Source organism: Pseudomonas sp. (genome assembly GCF_050739655.1).
In the GTDB taxonomy this organism is placed as follows: domain Bacteria; phylum Pseudomonadota; class Gammaproteobacteria; order Pseudomonadales; family Pseudomonadaceae; genus Aquipseudomonas.
In genome coordinates, this window is record NZ_JBOIBY010000573.1 from 1 (window position 1) to 14,615 (window position 14,615).

General features: G+C 59.5%; 11 protein-coding genes. All 11 read left to right on the forward strand.

The window, feature by feature from the left end; translation table 11 throughout:
* The first annotated feature begins 418 nt into the window (after nt 1-418).
* The 11 genes from glnE (at nt 419) to ACRESJ_RS27260 (ending at nt 14,605) form a co-directional block, all read left to right on the forward strand.
* Complete coding sequence (glnE, locus tag ACRESJ_RS27210; RefSeq protein ID WP_431760620.1) at nt 419-3,358, forward strand: bifunctional [glutamate--ammonia ligase]-adenylyl-L-tyrosine phosphorylase/[glutamate--ammonia-ligase] adenylyltransferase; 2,940 nt, start codon at nt 419-421, stop codon at nt 3,356-3,358.
* 194 nt (nt 3,359-3,552) lie between these two features.
* Nucleotides 3,553-4,587 (forward strand): lipopolysaccharide heptosyltransferase II, encoded by a 1,035-nt coding sequence (waaF, locus tag ACRESJ_RS27215; protein WP_431760621.1) that lies wholly within the window; start codon nt 3,553-3,555, stop codon nt 4,585-4,587.
* A gap of 1 nt (nt 4,588) precedes the next feature.
* Nucleotides 4,589-5,650, forward strand: a complete 1,062-nt coding sequence (waaC, locus tag ACRESJ_RS27220) for a lipopolysaccharide heptosyltransferase I (RefSeq protein ID WP_431760622.1) — start codon at nt 4,589-4,591, stop codon at nt 5,648-5,650.
* On the forward strand, nt 5,650-6,771 hold the full coding sequence (locus ACRESJ_RS27225; protein ID WP_431760623.1) for a glycosyltransferase family 4 protein: 1,122 nt from the start codon (nt 5,650-5,652) through the stop codon (nt 6,769-6,771). Before waaC ends, ACRESJ_RS27225 begins: the two co-directional genes overlap by 1 nt.
* Entirely contained in the window at nt 6,772-7,578 is an 807-nt protein-coding gene (gene rfaP / locus ACRESJ_RS27230) for a lipopolysaccharide core heptose(I) kinase RfaP (RefSeq protein WP_431760624.1), read from the forward strand. It begins immediately after the preceding gene.
* Complete coding sequence (locus tag ACRESJ_RS27235) at nt 7,578-8,312, forward strand: lipopolysaccharide kinase InaA family protein (RefSeq protein WP_431760625.1); 735 nt, start codon at nt 7,578-7,580, stop codon at nt 8,310-8,312. Before rfaP ends, ACRESJ_RS27235 begins: the two co-directional genes overlap by 1 nt.
* On the forward strand, nt 8,309-9,061 hold the full coding sequence (locus ACRESJ_RS27240; RefSeq protein ID WP_431760626.1) for a lipopolysaccharide kinase InaA family protein: 753 nt from the start codon (nt 8,309-8,311) through the stop codon (nt 9,059-9,061). The genes ACRESJ_RS27235 and ACRESJ_RS27240 overlap by 4 nt, the downstream gene beginning before the upstream one ends.
* Nucleotides 9,061-10,506 (forward strand): lipopolysaccharide kinase InaA family protein, encoded by a 1,446-nt coding sequence (locus ACRESJ_RS27245; RefSeq protein WP_431760627.1) that lies wholly within the window; start codon nt 9,061-9,063, stop codon nt 10,504-10,506. The genes ACRESJ_RS27240 and ACRESJ_RS27245 overlap by 1 nt, the downstream gene beginning before the upstream one ends.
* A gap of 163 nt (nt 10,507-10,669) precedes the next feature.
* Nucleotides 10,670-12,424, forward strand: coding sequence for a carbamoyltransferase family protein (locus ACRESJ_RS27250; protein WP_431760628.1), 1,755 nt, complete (start codon nt 10,670-10,672; stop codon nt 12,422-12,424).
* Nucleotides 12,411-13,322, forward strand: coding sequence for a glycosyltransferase family 2 protein (locus ACRESJ_RS27255; protein ID WP_431760629.1), 912 nt, complete (start codon nt 12,411-12,413; stop codon nt 13,320-13,322). The genes ACRESJ_RS27250 and ACRESJ_RS27255 overlap by 14 nt, the downstream gene beginning before the upstream one ends.
* 23 nt (nt 13,323-13,345) lie before the next feature.
* A complete protein-coding gene (locus ACRESJ_RS27260) occupies nt 13,346-14,605 on the forward strand; it encodes a capsule biosynthesis protein (RefSeq protein WP_431760630.1) in 1,260 nt (419 codons plus the stop codon).
* Nucleotides 14,606-14,615 lie beyond the last annotated feature (10 nt).

Below are 14,615 nucleotides of genomic sequence, written 5' to 3' on the forward strand. Positions count from 1 at the left end.
CATTCCTGGGTTTCGACGGGATCGAGGTCTTGCATGGCTTGCTCCAGGGCGGAAAGGCTACCAGAATCGGTTGCCTGAGTTAGCGACTGGCCTTGTGGGCAGACGTTATGAATTCTTGGATTGCCGATAGGTTGTTCCGGCGGGTTGTAGTTTTACTACAAATCATCCGGCATTTCAGCCTTACTAATGTATATACGAGTAGTAAAACTACAGATGAGCGGCTTGTGGCCCACGGCTGCGTTGTGAGAATAATCGTTAAGGTTGGTCTTTTTCCAACCAGAAAAGGTGAAAGCTTGATGCTGGCTGCCAAAAATAAAGAAATATCAGCTATTTCTAACTTTTGTTCGACACTCCTTCAGGTAGTGAGTTTGCAAGATTCACTACATGCAGCCCGATACACGCCGATCAAGGATAGACCATGAGCCTTCCTTCGCTTGCCGAACTGCCCGCCATTCTCCTGCCATTGGTCACCCGCGCCGAGCAGTCGTTCCGTACAGCCGTCGCTGCTCTGGAAGATGATCATGGGTTGTCCACCTGGACACCTGAGCGTTGGGCTCAATTTGCCCGAGTGACCGCCGCCAGCGACTTCGTCATTGAACAGAGTGTGCGTGACCCTTTGATGCTGCTGGAACTGGTCGGGTCCGGCGAGCTCGACCGCAGTTTCGCTGCCGGTGAGTTGTGTGCACAGATCGCGGCTGCCGTGACTGTGGCTGAAACCGATGACCAACTTGGCCGCGCCTTGCGCCGTCAGCGCGCGCGTCACCAGGTACGGATCATCTGGCGTGACCTGACCCGTCAGGCCGATCTGATCCAAACCTGCCGCGATCTTTCGGACATGGCCGACGCCAGCATCGATCAGGCTTATCAATGGTTGTACGCACGGCATTGCCAGCAGTTCGGCGTGCCCACCGGTCACCGCAGCGGTGAGCCGCAGCAGATGGTCGTCCTCGGCATGGGCAAGCTCGGCGCGGTGGAGTTGAACCTGTCGTCGGACATCGACCTGATCTTCGCTTACCCCGAGGGCGGAGAAACCGTCGGCGTGAAGCGTTCGCTGGATAACCAGGAGTTTTTCATCCGACTGGGGCAGCGTCTGATCAAGGCGCTGGACCCGATGACCGTCGACGGCTTTGTTTTCCGTGTCGACATGCGCCTGCGGCCTTACGGTTCTTCGGGTGCATTGGTGTTGAGCTTCAATGCGCTGGAGCAGTATTACCAGGACCAGGGCCGCGACTGGGAGCGCTACGCGATGATCAAGTCGCGCGTAGTGGCCGGCGATCAAGTGGCCGGTGCGCAATTGCAAGAGATGCTGCGGCCGTTCGTTTACCGACGTTACCTGGACTTCTCGGCCATCGAAGCGCTGCGCACCATGAAGCAGCTGATCCAGCAGGAAGTGCGGCGCAAGGGCATGGCCGACAATATCAAGCTGGGTTCCGGCGGTATCCGCGAAGTGGAGTTTATCGCCCAGGCCTTTCAGCTGATCCATGGCGGCCGCGACTTGAGCCTGCAGCAACGCCCGCTATTAAAAGTACTGAGCACCCTTGAGGGGCAAGGCTATCTGCCGCCAGCGGTGATCAGCGAGCTGCGTGAAGGCTATGAATTCCTGCGTTACACCGAGCATGCGATCCAGACGATTGCCGATCGCCAGACCCAGATGCTGCCGGACAGCGCACAGGATCAGGCGCGCATTGCCTTTATGTTGGGCTTTGCCGATTGGTCTGCATTCCATGAGCAGTTGATGTACTGGCGAGGCCGCGTGGCCTGGCACTTTGGACAAGTCATCGCCGATCCCGATGAAGAGCAGGGCGCCGAAAGCGAAGTGGTGGTGGGGGGTGAGTGGCTGCCCTTGTGGGAAGAAGCCCAGGATGAGGAGGCTGCCTGCCGGCAACTGGAAGAAGGCGGTTTTGCCGATGCCACCAAGGCGCTCAAAGCCTTGGCCGGTTTACGCGGCAGCCCGCAATTGCGCGCCATGCAACGATTGGGGCGTGAACGTCTCGACGCCTTTATTCCGCGTTTGCTGGCCCAGGCTGTTGAGCATGCCAATCCGGACCTGGTGCTGGAGCGGGTGTTGCCGCTGGTTGAAGCGGTGGCGCGCCGTTCTGCTTATCTGGTGTTGCTGACTGAAAACCCCGGCGCATTGCGTCGTTTGTTGACCTTATGCGCGGCGAGCCCTTGGATCGCCGAACAGATCACCCGCTTCCCGCTGCTGCTCGACGAGTTGCTTAATGAAGGCCGCCTGTTCAAGCCGCCGTTGGCGCCGGAACTGGCTGCCGAGCTGCGCGAGCGGCTGACGCGGATTCCCGAGGATGACCTTGAGCAACAAATGGAAGCCTTGCGCCACTTCAAGCTGGCGCACCGCTTGCGGGTTGCGGCGTCGGAAATCGCCGGCCATCTACCGCTGATGAAAGTCAGCGATTACCTGACCTGGCTCGCCGAGGCCATCCTCGAGCAAGTGTTGGCGCTGGCGTGGCGCCAGACCGTGGCCAAGTACGGCACGCCGCTGCGCACCGACGGCACCTTGTGCGATCCGGGCTTTATCATTGTCGGTTACGGGAAAGTCGGCGGCCTGGAACTGGGGCATGGTTCGGATCTGGACCTGGTGTTCATCCACGATGGCGATCCGCAGGCGGAAACAGACGGGCCGAAATCGATTGATGGCGCACAGTTTTTCACTCGGCTCGGGCAGCGGATCATTCATCTGCTCACCGCGCAAACCAACTCCGGTCAGCTGTATGAAGTGGATATGCGCCTGCGACCGTCCGGTGCCGCGGGTTTGCTGGTGAGTTCATTGGGGGCGTTTGCCCGCTACCAGGAAAACGAAGCCTGGACCTGGGAGCATCAGGCCCTGGTACGGGCTCGTGTATTGGTCGGTAGCGAGGATGTCGGCCAGGCGTTCGAAAAAGTTCGCGCGGCGATTCTGGGCAAGGCGCGCGATCTGCCGAAGTTGCGCCAGGAGGTCAGCGAGATGCGCGCCAAGATGCGCGATAACCTTGGCAGCAAGAGCACTGCGGCCGGTACTGGGGCTAATGCCTTCGAGGCCACGGCGCCCTTCGACCTCAAGCAGGACGCCGGAGGTATCGTCGATATTGAATTTATGGTGCAATACGCGGCCCTGGCGTGGTCCGAAACCCACCCGCCATTGCTGCGCTGGACGGACAACATCCGCATTCTGGAGGAGCTGGAGCACGAAGGGTTGATGCCCGTCGAAGATGCCAGCCTGTTGCGCGAAGCCTATAAGGCTTACCGCTCCGCCGCTCACCGGCAGGCCTTGCAAAAGGACCCGGGCGTGATACCAGGTGACCAGTTTGTGGATGAGCGGCGACAGGTCATGCGGATCTGGCGTGAACTGGGGCTAAGCTGAACGGGGTATCTGCTACACCAAAACTCCAGTGTGGGAGCTAGCCTGCTAGCGATGGCGGCGTAACAGTCAGCATATTGGCTGCATGTGACGGCCTTATCGCGAGCAGGCTCGCTCCCACAGTTAGATCTGCAGTGTTTTGTAGAATTATCGAGGCGGGGAGGCATTAGCCTCCCCGGTTCGTTTTTGGAAGCCACATGAAAATTCTGATCGGTGGGCCCAGGTGGGTCGGTGACATGGTGATGGCGCAGACACTGTTTCAGTGTCTCAAGCAGCGCCACCCGCAGTGCGAAATCGACGTGCTGGCCCCCGAGTGGAGCCGGCCGATTCTTGAGCGCATGCCCGAAGTACGTCAGGCCTTGAGCTTCCCGCTCGGTCACGGCGCACTGGAATTGGCGACGCGTCGGCGCATCGGCAAATCCCTGGCAGGGCAATACGACCAGGCGATCCTGTTGCCCAACTCCCTGAAGTCGGCGCTTGTGCCGTTCTTTGCCAGCATCCCGAAACGTACCGGCTGGCGTGGCGAGTTCCGCTACGGCCTGCTCAATGACGTGCGCACGCTGGACAAAGAGCGCTACCCGCTGATGATCGAACGTTTCATGGCGCTGGCCTTCGAGCCGGGTGTGGAGCTGCCAAAGCCGTATCCACGGCCGAGTTTGCAGATCGACCCGGTCACCCGCGAGGCGGCTTTGGCCAAGTTTGGCCTGACCCTCGATCGTCCCGTCCTCGCGCTGTGCCCCGGTGCCGAATTTGGCGAATCCAAGCGCTGGCCTTCCGAGCATTACGCCAAGGTCGCCGAAGCGAAGATTCGTGAAGGTTGGCAGGTCTGGCTGTTCGGTTCGAAAAACGATCATGCAGTGGGTGAAGATATCCGTTCACGGCTGATTCCCGGTTTGCGTGAAGAATCGGTCAACCTCAGTGGCGGCACCTCGCTGGCCGAGGCCATTGATCTGCTGTCCTGCGCTGATTCAGTGGTGTCCAACGATTCCGGCTTGATGCACGTCGCCGCTGCGCTGAACCGTCCGCTGGTGGCGGTCTACGGTTCGACATCACCGGGTTTCACGCCGCCGCTGGCCGAGCATGTCGAGATCGTGCGCCTGGGCATCGAATGCAGCCCGTGCTTTGACCGCACGTGTCGTTTCGGTCATTACAACTGCCTGCGCCAGCTGATGCCGCAAGCGGTGAACGAAGCCTTGCAGCGTTTGCAGGGCACTGTGGTCGAGGTCAAATAGTTTGCGGGTACTGCTGATCAAGACTTCTTCGCTGGGTGACGTTATTCACGCGTTGCCAGCGTTGACCGATGCGGCGCGGGCGATTCCCGGCATCACGTTCGACTGGGTGGTGGAAGAAGGCTTCGCCGAGATTCCGACCTGGCACCCTGCGGTGGGCAAGGTGATTCCGGTGGCGATCCGTCGCTGGCGCAAGAATATCTGGCAAACCATCAAGAGCGGCGAGTGGAAGCGCTTTAAGCAAAGCCTTCGCGCCACGAAATACGATTTGGTCATCGATGCCCAGGGCCTGCTGAAAAGCGCCCTGCTGACCCGCTATGTCAAAGCCCCGGTGGCTGGCCTGGATAAGGCATCAGCCCGTGAGCCGATCGCGGCGCGGTTCTACAATCGGCGCCTGGCGGTTGCCCGTGGTCAGCACGCGGTGGAGCGAGTGCGCCAGTTGTTCGCCATCGCCTTGGGTTATGACTTGCCCAAAGGCCTGGGTGACTATGGCCTGAGCGTCGAACGACTGGTGGAATTGCCGCGCAAGAACCCTTACGTGCTGTTCCTGCATGGCACCACCTGGGACACCAAACATTGGCCTGAAGCTTACTGGCGCGAACTGACTGAGCGTGTCGGTTACCTCGGTGTCGGCGTAAAGCTGCCGTGGGGGAACCCGCTGGAAAAGGCCAGGGCCGAGCGTATCGCGGCTGGCTTCAAGCACGCCGAGGTACTGCCGAAACTCAATCTGGCCGGTGTTGGTAAAGTACTGGCCGGTGCGCAAGCCTGCGTAGCGGTGGATACAGGGTTGGGTCACTTGGCCGCCGCGCTGGATGTGCCGACGTTGTCGCTGTTCGGCCCGACCAACCCCGGCCTGACCGGCGCCTACGGCAAGTCGCAGATTCACCTGGCCAGCGACTTTCCTTGTGCGCCCTGCCTGTCAAAGAAATGTATCTATCAACCGACGGCTGAAGATGCCCGTCAGTTTGACCTCAAGCGCGAGTGGCCATTGTGCTTCACGCGTGTGAATCCCGAGCGTGTCGCCAGCCGACTGAGCACGTTATTACTGGCTGAGGAGTTGCGCTGATGCAATTGGCATTTGTCCTGTACAAGTATTTTCCCTTTGGCGGCCTGCAGCGCGATTTCATGCGCATCGCCCTGGAGTGCCAAAAACGTGGGCACCAGATCCGCGTCTACACCCTGATTTGGGAGGGTGACGTTCCTCCAGGTTTTGAGGTGCTGGTGGCGCCGGTCAAAGCGTTTTTCAACCATCGACGCAATGAAAAGCTCAGCGAGTGGATGGAAGCGGACCTGGCCAAGCGTCCTGTTGATCGCTTGATCGGCTTCAACAAAATGCCAGGCCTGGACGTTTACTATGCCGCTGACGGCTGCTTCGAAGACAAGGCGCAAAACCTGCGCAACTCGCTGTATCGCCGCTGGGGTCGCTATCGCCATTTCGCCGAATACGAGCGCTCGGTGTTCGCCAGGGACGCCAAGACTGAAGTGTTGATGATCTCTGAGGTTCAGCAACCGCTGTTCATCAAGCATTACGACACACCGCTGGAACGCTTCCACCTGCTGCCGCCGGGCATCGCTCAGGACCGTCGCCGTCCGGCCGATGCCGACGAGATTCGTGCTGGCTTTCGCGCCGAATTCAACCTCCGGGACGATGAGTTGCTGATGGTGCAGATCGGCTCCGGGTTCAAGACCAAGGGCGTGGATCGCAGCCTCAAGGCGCTGGCTGCATTGCCCGCCGAGCTGAAGACGCGCACCCGGCTGTTTGTAATTGGCCAGGATGACCCCAAATTGTTCCAGGTGCAGAGTGCGGCATTGGGGCTGGGGGATAACGTGACGTTCCTCAAGGGACGCAGCGATATTCCGCGATTCCTGCTCGGTGCCGATCTGTTGATTCACCCGGCGTACAACGAAAATACCGGCACCGTGTTGCTTGAAGCACTGGTCGCCGGGTTGCCGGTGCTGGTCAGTGCGGTTTGCGGTTATGCCCATTACATCGCTGAGGCTGATGCTGGCCTGGTGCTGGACGAACCGTTCGACCAGGCGCAACTGACTCAGTACCTGACCGGCATGTTGAACGACGCTCAAGCGCGGGCGGCCTGGAGCCGCAACGGTCTGGCCTTCGCCGAGACGGCCGACCTCTATAGCATGCCGCAGCACGCGGCCGATGTGATTCTGGCGGAGCACGCTTAAATGAAGTTGATGCTGGCTGAACCCTTCAAAAGTCTTTGGGCTGGCCGCGACCCGTTCGCCGAAGTCGAGGGGCTGCAGGGCGAGGTGTACCGCGAGCTCGAGGCTCGCCGGACCCTGCGCACTGAAGTGGATGGCAACGGGTTTTTCGTGAAGATCCACCGTGGTATCGGCTGGGGCGAAATCTTCAAGAACCTGCTGACCGCCAAGTTGCCGGTACTTGGTGCGGGCCAGGAATGGAAAGCCATCCAGCGCCTGCAGGAAGTGGGTGTGCCGACCATGACCGCCGTCGCTTATGGCGAGAAGGGCAGCAACCCGGCCGATCAGCATTCTTTTATCGTCACTGAAGAACTGGCGCCTACCGTCAGCCTTGAAGATTTCAGCATCAACTGGGTCAAGCAGCCGCCGCAGCCAACACTCAAGCGCGCCTTGATCGCCGAAGTGGCGCGCATGACCGGCATGATGCACCGCGCCGGGGTCAACCACCGTGACTGCTACATCTGCCACTTCCTGCTGCACACCGACAAACCGGTGACCGCGCAGGATTTCAAGCTCTCGGTCATCGACCTGCATCGCGCCCAGACCCGTGCGACGATCACCGCGCGTTGGCGCAACAAGGATCTGGCGGCGCTGTACTTCTCCGCGTTGGATATCGGTCTGACTCGCCGCGACAAGCTGCGCTTTCTCAAGGGTTATTTCCAGCAGCCGCTGCGCCAGGTGCTGAGTGAAGAGGCCGGCCTTTTGAGCTGGCTCGAAGGCAAGGCCAACAAGCTCTACGACCGTAAGCAGCGATACGGGGATGCGCTCTGATGGCGGGTTGGACACTGGGGTCTGAGTACAGCGATCTGGCAGAAGACTTCGGTAGCCTTGAAGCGGTCTTTGCGCTTCAAGGCGAGCGCTTGACCCGTGACCTGCTGTCGGAGGTCATCCGCGTTCAGCGCAAGGGTGTCAACTATTACGTCAAGCGCTACGTCGGCGCTGGCAAGGGGTTGCGCCGCTATCTGGGCAAGCCACGGGTAAAAATGGAGTGGCAGAACCTCAAGCGCTTCGCCAAATGGGGTATTCCTACCGCCGAAGTGGTGGCCTGGGGGCTGGAGCGACGGGGCGTGGCCTATGATCGCGGTGCGATGATCACCCGCGAGTTGCCGCATACCGAAGACTTGTCGGTCCTGGCTGAACGGCACGACCCCAAGCTCGCGGATCGCGCCTGGGTCGACAAAATCAGTCATCAGTTGGCCAACTACACCAGGACCATGCACGAGCACCGCTTTACCCACAATGATTTGAAGTGGCGCAACCTGCTGGTCGACGATCAATCCCGGCTGTTTTTGATTGACTGCCCCAGTGGGGACTTCTGGAGCGGTTTCTGGCTCAAGTACCGCATCACCAAAGATTTGGCGTGCCTGGATAAAGTCGCCAAATATCAACTGTCGGCCACCCAGCGCCTGCGCTTTTACCTGCAATACCGCCAACGGGACCGGCTCAATGACGCTGACAAAAAGCGCATCCGGCACGTGGTGAGATTTTTCGAGGGACGTGAATGAAGGATTTTCTGGCCGCTGAAGACCGTGCGCTGCTCGAGCGCCACGGTCTCGGCACGTTCGATGCGCTTTGGGCCCGGCAACTCGACGCCGTGGGCGAGCCCAACACCGTTCTCGGTGGCTGGAGCAGCGTGTTTCGACTGGATCTGGAAGGTCATGGTTTCCACCTCAAGCGCCAGAGCAACTACCAGATGCGCACGTTGTATGCGCCGTTTGGCGAACCGAGTTTTTCCCGCGAGTTTCGCAACATCAGCCTTTACGAAAAGCTCGGTATTCCAGCGCTCAAAGTGGCGTTTTTCGGTGGGCGCAAGGTTGGTAGCGAAGCCCGCGCGATTCTGCTGACTCGTGCCCTGGATGGTTGGGATGATCTGGACTCGCTGTTGCAGCGCTGGCCGGACCTGAGCGAAGCGCAGCAGGTGGCCATTCTGCAAGCCTGCGGCAGTCTGGCTGGGCGTCTGCACGAAATGCGTCGGGTCCATGGCTGCTTTTATCCCAAGCACATTTTCCTGCGCGCCACCGGCGATGGTTACCAGGCGCAACTCATTGACCTGGAAAAGACCCGACCGTTGATGTTGGGGCTGCGTGATCGAATCAAGGATCTGGAGCCGCTGCTGCGCAGGGCGCATGAGTGGAGTGAGGCGCAGGTACGCGTGCTGTTGGGCGCCTATCTGGATCAGGGGCAAGACAGTTCGTTGATCGATAACTGGCTGACTCGCCTGACCGCTCGGCGAAGCCGTAAGGAGAAAGGCTGATGCGTTTGTCAGAGCTGAAAAGCGCTGGTCGCAGTCCGGCGTTGCCGTTGAGCCTATCCCTGGCCGATGCTGCCGGACCTGCAGATTTGCAGCTGTTGAGCCTGTTGCGGGTATTGCCCGGGCAGCGTTATGTCGGCGCGGGTGTTTGGCGTGGTCGGCCGGTGCTGGCCAAGTTGCTGGTCGGCGGCAAGGCAGCGCGGCATTTTCAACGTGAGCTGGACGGCGTGCGCTTGCTTGCTGCCCAAGGCCTGACCACGCCGCTGCTGTTGGCCGATGGCCTGAAGGATGGCGAGGGCGGCTGGCTGTTGTTCGAGTTCCTTGAAGACGCTGAAAGTCTCGGTGATGCCTGGCAGCAGGTTGAACACTTGCCGGCACTGGCTGACGAGCAGGCTGCCGTTTTGGCGGAAGCCTTGGGCGCAATCGGCCAAATGCACCGCAAAGGCCTGTGGCAGGAAGATCTGCACCTGGACAACCTGCTGCGTCAGGGGCGTCGATTGTATTTGATCGACGGGGCCGGCATCTGCGTCGAAACACCAGGCCAGCCGCTGTCGCGACAAAAAGTCCTGGAAAACCTCGGGGTGTTTTTCGCCCAGTTGCCCAAATCCCTGGAGCCGTTCACAGAAGAACTGTTGGTGTATTACTTGCTGAGCAATGGCGAACACGCCTTGCCCATGGAGGCGCTACAAACGCAGATCGACAAGGTCCGCAGCTGGCGTCTCAAGGATTTCCTGATCAAGGCTGGCCGTGAGTGCACACTGTTCAGTGTGCAGCGTGGTGCGTTCGGCTTGCGGGCAATTCGTCGCGAGGAAGAGGCGGCAATGCTGCCAGTGCTGGAGCAGGCCGATGACTTGCTCGATCAGGGCCATCTTTACAAGACCGGCGGCGCGGCGAGTGTCGGCAAAGTCGAAGTAGATGGTCGTACGCTGGTGATCAAGCGCTACAACATCAAAGGTTTTGCGCACTGGCTAAAACGCTTCTGGCGGCCGAGCAGGGCCTGGTATTCCTGGCGTGAAGGCAACCGGCTGGCGTTTCTCGGCATTGCCACGCCCAAACCGCTGGCGTTGCTGGAAAAGCGCTTTTTCTGGCTGCGCAGCCGCGCCTATCTGATCACCGAACATTTGCCAGGGCCTGACATCATCGAGCGCTTTGCGCCTTTTGTTGAGAGTGGTGAGGCACCGGAGCCCGAGTTGGCGGCGCTGGATCATCTGTTTGGCGAACTGATTCGTGAACGCATCAGTCATGGCGACTTCAAGGGCCACAATCTGTTCTGGCAGGAGGATCGCTGGGCGTTGATCGATCTCGATTCAATGTGCCAACACGGCTCGCTGGCCAGTTTTGCTCCGGCTTATGCGCGGGATCGGGCGCGTTTCATGCGCAACTGGCCACAAACCAGTGCTCTCTATCAGTTGATTGATCAGCGTCTTCCCAAAGATATCACCGGTTAAACAGCATCAAGGCCTCTGCTGAAACGCTTGCCGTTTGCTGCTAGAGGCTTGCTGCTGCTTTTAAGCTATAATCCCGCCCTTTAGCTGTCTCTCGCCCATTGCGAGGGCACATTAATTTTGAGGCGCATTGCGCCTGCACGCAGACTAAAGAGGCTAGACCCCTGTGGCATTGACGATTCTTGGCCTGTCCGGCGCCCTTAGCCATGATCCTTCCGCAGCCTTGTACATCGACGGCAAGCTGGTCGCGGCGGCTGAAGAAGAGCGCTTTGTGCGCGATAAACATGCAAAGAACCGCATGCCTTACGAATCGGCGAAGTTCTGCCTGGAACAGGCCGGTATCAAACCTTCCGACGTTGACGTGGTAGCGATTCCGTTCGCTCCGATCAGCTTGTTCGGCAAGGCCCGCTGGCAGTACGCCAAGCGTTACTGGTACGCCCCGGACCGCGCCCTCGACGCGATCCTGATGGGCAACCGTCGCTACAAGCGCTATCGCAACAAGATCGTCTGGTGCCTGGAGCAATTGGGTTTTGATCCGAAGAAGATCAAGATCGAGCCGGTTGAACACCACCTGGCCCACGCCTCCAGCGCCTATCACTGTTCCGGTTTCAAAGAGAAAACCGCGATCCTGGGCATCGACGGCAAGGGCGAATACGCCACGACCTTCTTCGGTTATGGCGAGAACGGCAAGATCCACAAGATCAAGGAATTCTTCGATCCGGACTCCCTCGGCGGCCTGTACGGCGCAATCACCGAGTTCCTCGGTTTCGACATGCTCGACGGCGAGTTCAAGGTCATGGGCATGGCGCCATATGGCGATGCCAGCAAGTACGATTTCTCGCGCTTGGCTTCGTTCGAAAACGGCGAGCTGGTGATCAACACCGACTACGCCAACGTCATTGGCCTGCGTCGCTACAAAGAGAAGGGCAAGGGTTACTACTTCTCGCCGAAGCTGATTGAGTGGCTGGGTCCGAAGCGCGAAGGCGACATCGCCGATGAGCCTTACATCCACTACGCCGCCAGCATTCAAGCGCTGTTCGAAAAAATTGCGTTGCAGATGATCGACTATTACCTGGGCGACGTGCTCAAGCAAACCGGCAAGCTGGCCTACGCCGGTGGCTGTGCGTTGAACGTTAAGCTGAACCAGAAAATCATCGCCCGCGACGACGTCAAAGAGCTGTTCGTTCAGCCTGCATCCGGCGACGCCGGTACTGCGGTTGGCGCCGCCGCCTATGTGTCCCACGCCCGTGGCGTACCGGTCGAGAAGATGGAACACGTCTACCTCGGCCCGTCGTACAGCAACGAAGACGTGATCGCCGCCTGCGCCCGTCATGCCGACAAGCCGAACTGGCGCAAGCTCGACAACATGCCTGAGCAGATCGCCAAGATCATGGTCGACGGTAACCCGGTGGCCTGGTTCCAGGGCCGCATGGAGTTTGGTCCGCGTGCACTGGGCGGTCGTTCGATCATCGGTTGCCCGAGCGTGCCGGGCGTGGCCGATCGCATCAACCACCAAATCAAGTTCCGCGAGCGCTGGAGGCCTTTCTGCCCGTCGATGCTCGACACCGTCGCTCCACAGATGATCAAGATCGATCATCCGGCGCCGTTCATGACCTTCACCTTCGAAGTGGCTGAAGAGTGGAAAACCCGCGTGCCGGAAGTTGTCCATGAAGACGGCACATCCCGCGCCCAGGTGCTCAAGCGCGAATACAACCCGCGCTACTACGACATGATGAAGGCGCTGGAAGTGCTGACCGGCAATGGCGTGTCGCTGAACACCTCGCTCAACCGCCGTGGCGAGCCGATGATCTGTTCGCCGACGGACGCCTTGAACATGTTCTTCGGTTCGGACCTGCAGTACCTGATCATGGAAGACATCCTGGTGGTCAAAGAGGGCGCGAACGAGTATGCGGTTGACTGACGTGCTTATCAGTATCGTTATTCCTGCTTATAACTACGCCAAAACCCTGCCGCGTGCGGTGAACTCGGTGCTGGCGCAGTTGGGTGACGCCTCGGCTGAGCTGTTGGTGATCGATGACGGCTCCACCGACGCGACGCCGCAGGTTCTGGAGCAGCTCCTTGCTGAGCATGCGGGATGCTTTCGCGCTTTGCGCAAGCCCAATGGCGGCTTGTCGTCGGTGCGTAATCGCGGGATTGAGGAGGCTCGGGGCCAATACCTGATTTTCCTCGATGCCGACGATGAAATGGCGCCTGGTGCGCTGGCAGCGTTGAACCAGCATATCTCCAGTAATCCCGATAGCCGTTTGATCGTTGGTGGCCACTGGTCTGTGTTCGACGATGGTCGTCGCGTTCAGCACGCCGTAAAACCCTTGCCATCAAGCCCCCGCCAGCGCGTGCGTGGTTACTTGCTGGACAAGACGGTATCGCTGTCCAACGGCGCCTGCGCGATGCATCGCGAAGTGTTTGCGCCGGGCAACTATCCGGAGCATTTACGCAACGTCGAAGATATTCCGGTTTTTGCTCAGGTGCTGGCGCGTTTCCCGTGCAGTGTGCTCGATCAACCCCTTGCGTTGATCTACAAGCATGGCGATAGCATGCGACATGATCTCAAGCAAAGCCTGGTGGCGGGCGTCGGCATGGTTGACGAAGTTTTTTCCGCGGCACGCATGCCTCAAGAACTGCAGGATCTGCGCCAGGCTTTCCTGGCTCAGCGCTGCCTGTCGTTGTTCCGTGATTGCTATAGCGCTGGCGATTATGTCAACGCGAAGGCTTTTTACGCCCGTGCCGTACGCGCCGATCTGCGCTCGCTCACACGCTGGTCCTATACCCGCAAAGCCATCCGGCTGTTGTTCAAGTGAGTGTGCCGCCGTCTGACGCCGGTATGCTTCAGGCAGAGGGATGTTGGGCACAAAAAGCGCGTGAGCTGGACCGTTATCGCTGGAAATTGCTGCGCGAGCGTCATGGTCGCTGCGGCAGTTTTTTGCGCCTGGTTCGTGACGTGCTGGTGGACGTTGCGGTCGGGATACGCGCCAAGACATGTTTGAGTGGGTCGGTCGACGCGGCACCTTGTGAGGTGCTGTTGCTGCACTCGGCGCCGAAGTCCATGGCATTGCAGCGCAAGAATATTCTGATCGAGGCGCTGCGCAAGCGTGGGCAACACCTGACGGAGGTGGCGTTACGTTCACCGTCTGATGCCTGCGCCCGGCGCATGCTCCTGGCGCCGCCGCAGTCTGTGCCGCTGCGTTATCTGGTGTATGCCGCCCATGCTCAGTGGCTGGTGATGACTTATTCGCCCAAGGTGCTGATCAACGAGCGCAACGGTAGTCTTCATGCGCCGTTTCTGCGCCTGGCATTGGCTGCGCGAGGTGCTCGACTGCTGCATCTGGCCCATGCCACAACGCTGGAGTCTTCACGACGACTGGCGATGAACGATTACGATTACTATGGCGTCTTTGGTCATAGTTCGCTGATCGCCTTGCAAGAGCGAAGACTGCGGTTCGGTGAGTCGACAGTGGTATTGGTCGGTTCCTACCTCGCCGATGAAACCTATGACCTGCCAGTTGCCGATCCTGCTCTGCGAACATTGTTGATTCTGGGGGTTGGCCCTGATCGGGAAAAAGAACCCGGCTACCAACGCACTTATCAGTTGCTGCGCGACTGGGCCGAGCAGAATCCGCAATATCGTGTGCTGTTCAAGCGTCATCCGCGCAGCAAAGCGCAGTTTTGGAGTGATGCCGCTGCGCAGTTAACCAACATTGACTTGCTCGATAGCAAGTGTTCACTGGCGCACGCGCTGGCGCAGGCCAGTGTTGTCGTTAATATCATGTCCAACGCAGGTATCGAGGCGGGGCTGGCGGGTCGTCCGGTCATCCATGTAAATGCGGGCGGCGATGTGGATATCTTCTCTCACTCGCTGTTTTTTGGGCCTCAAGTGCGCGATGTGCATCAGTTTTCCCGGCAGCTGCAAGCGGTTGAGGAAGATTATCCGGGGCATGTCGCTCAGGCCCGGCGTTTTGCCGATTATCACCTGGTATACGGTTCTCAGGGCTTGGCAAAGACCACTCAATTGGTCGATAGCTTGCTGCGGGGCACAGACCCAGCGGGTGACTTCGAGACCTTCAGGTTGCCTGCCGCCGGCTGACACTGGCGGC

Excerpts from the sequence above, each read along its gene's own strand:
- glnE (WP_431760620.1), top strand. The coding sequence starts at position 419 with ATGAGCCTTCCTTCGCTTGCCGAACTGCCCGCCATTCTCCTGCCATTG.
- ACRESJ_RS27225 (WP_431760623.1), top strand. The coding sequence starts at position 5,650 with ATGCAATTGGCATTTGTCCTGTACAAGTATTTTCCCTTTGGCGGCCTG.
- ACRESJ_RS27260 (WP_431760630.1), top strand. The coding sequence starts at position 13,346 with ATGCTTCAGGCAGAGGGATGTTGGGCACAAAAAGCGCGTGAGCTGGAC.
- waaF (WP_431760621.1), top strand. The coding sequence starts at position 3,553 with ATGAAAATTCTGATCGGTGGGCCCAGGTGGGTCGGTGACATGGTGATG.
- ACRESJ_RS27245 (WP_431760627.1), top strand. The coding sequence starts at position 9,061 with ATGCGTTTGTCAGAGCTGAAAAGCGCTGGTCGCAGTCCGGCGTTGCCG.
- ACRESJ_RS27255 (WP_431760629.1), top strand. The coding sequence starts at position 12,411 with ATGCGGTTGACTGACGTGCTTATCAGTATCGTTATTCCTGCTTATAAC.
- rfaP (WP_431760624.1), top strand. The coding sequence starts at position 6,772 with ATGAAGTTGATGCTGGCTGAACCCTTCAAAAGTCTTTGGGCTGGCCGC.
- ACRESJ_RS27240 (WP_431760626.1), top strand. The coding sequence starts at position 8,309 with ATGAAGGATTTTCTGGCCGCTGAAGACCGTGCGCTGCTCGAGCGCCAC.
- ACRESJ_RS27235 (WP_431760625.1), top strand. The coding sequence starts at position 7,578 with ATGGCGGGTTGGACACTGGGGTCTGAGTACAGCGATCTGGCAGAAGAC.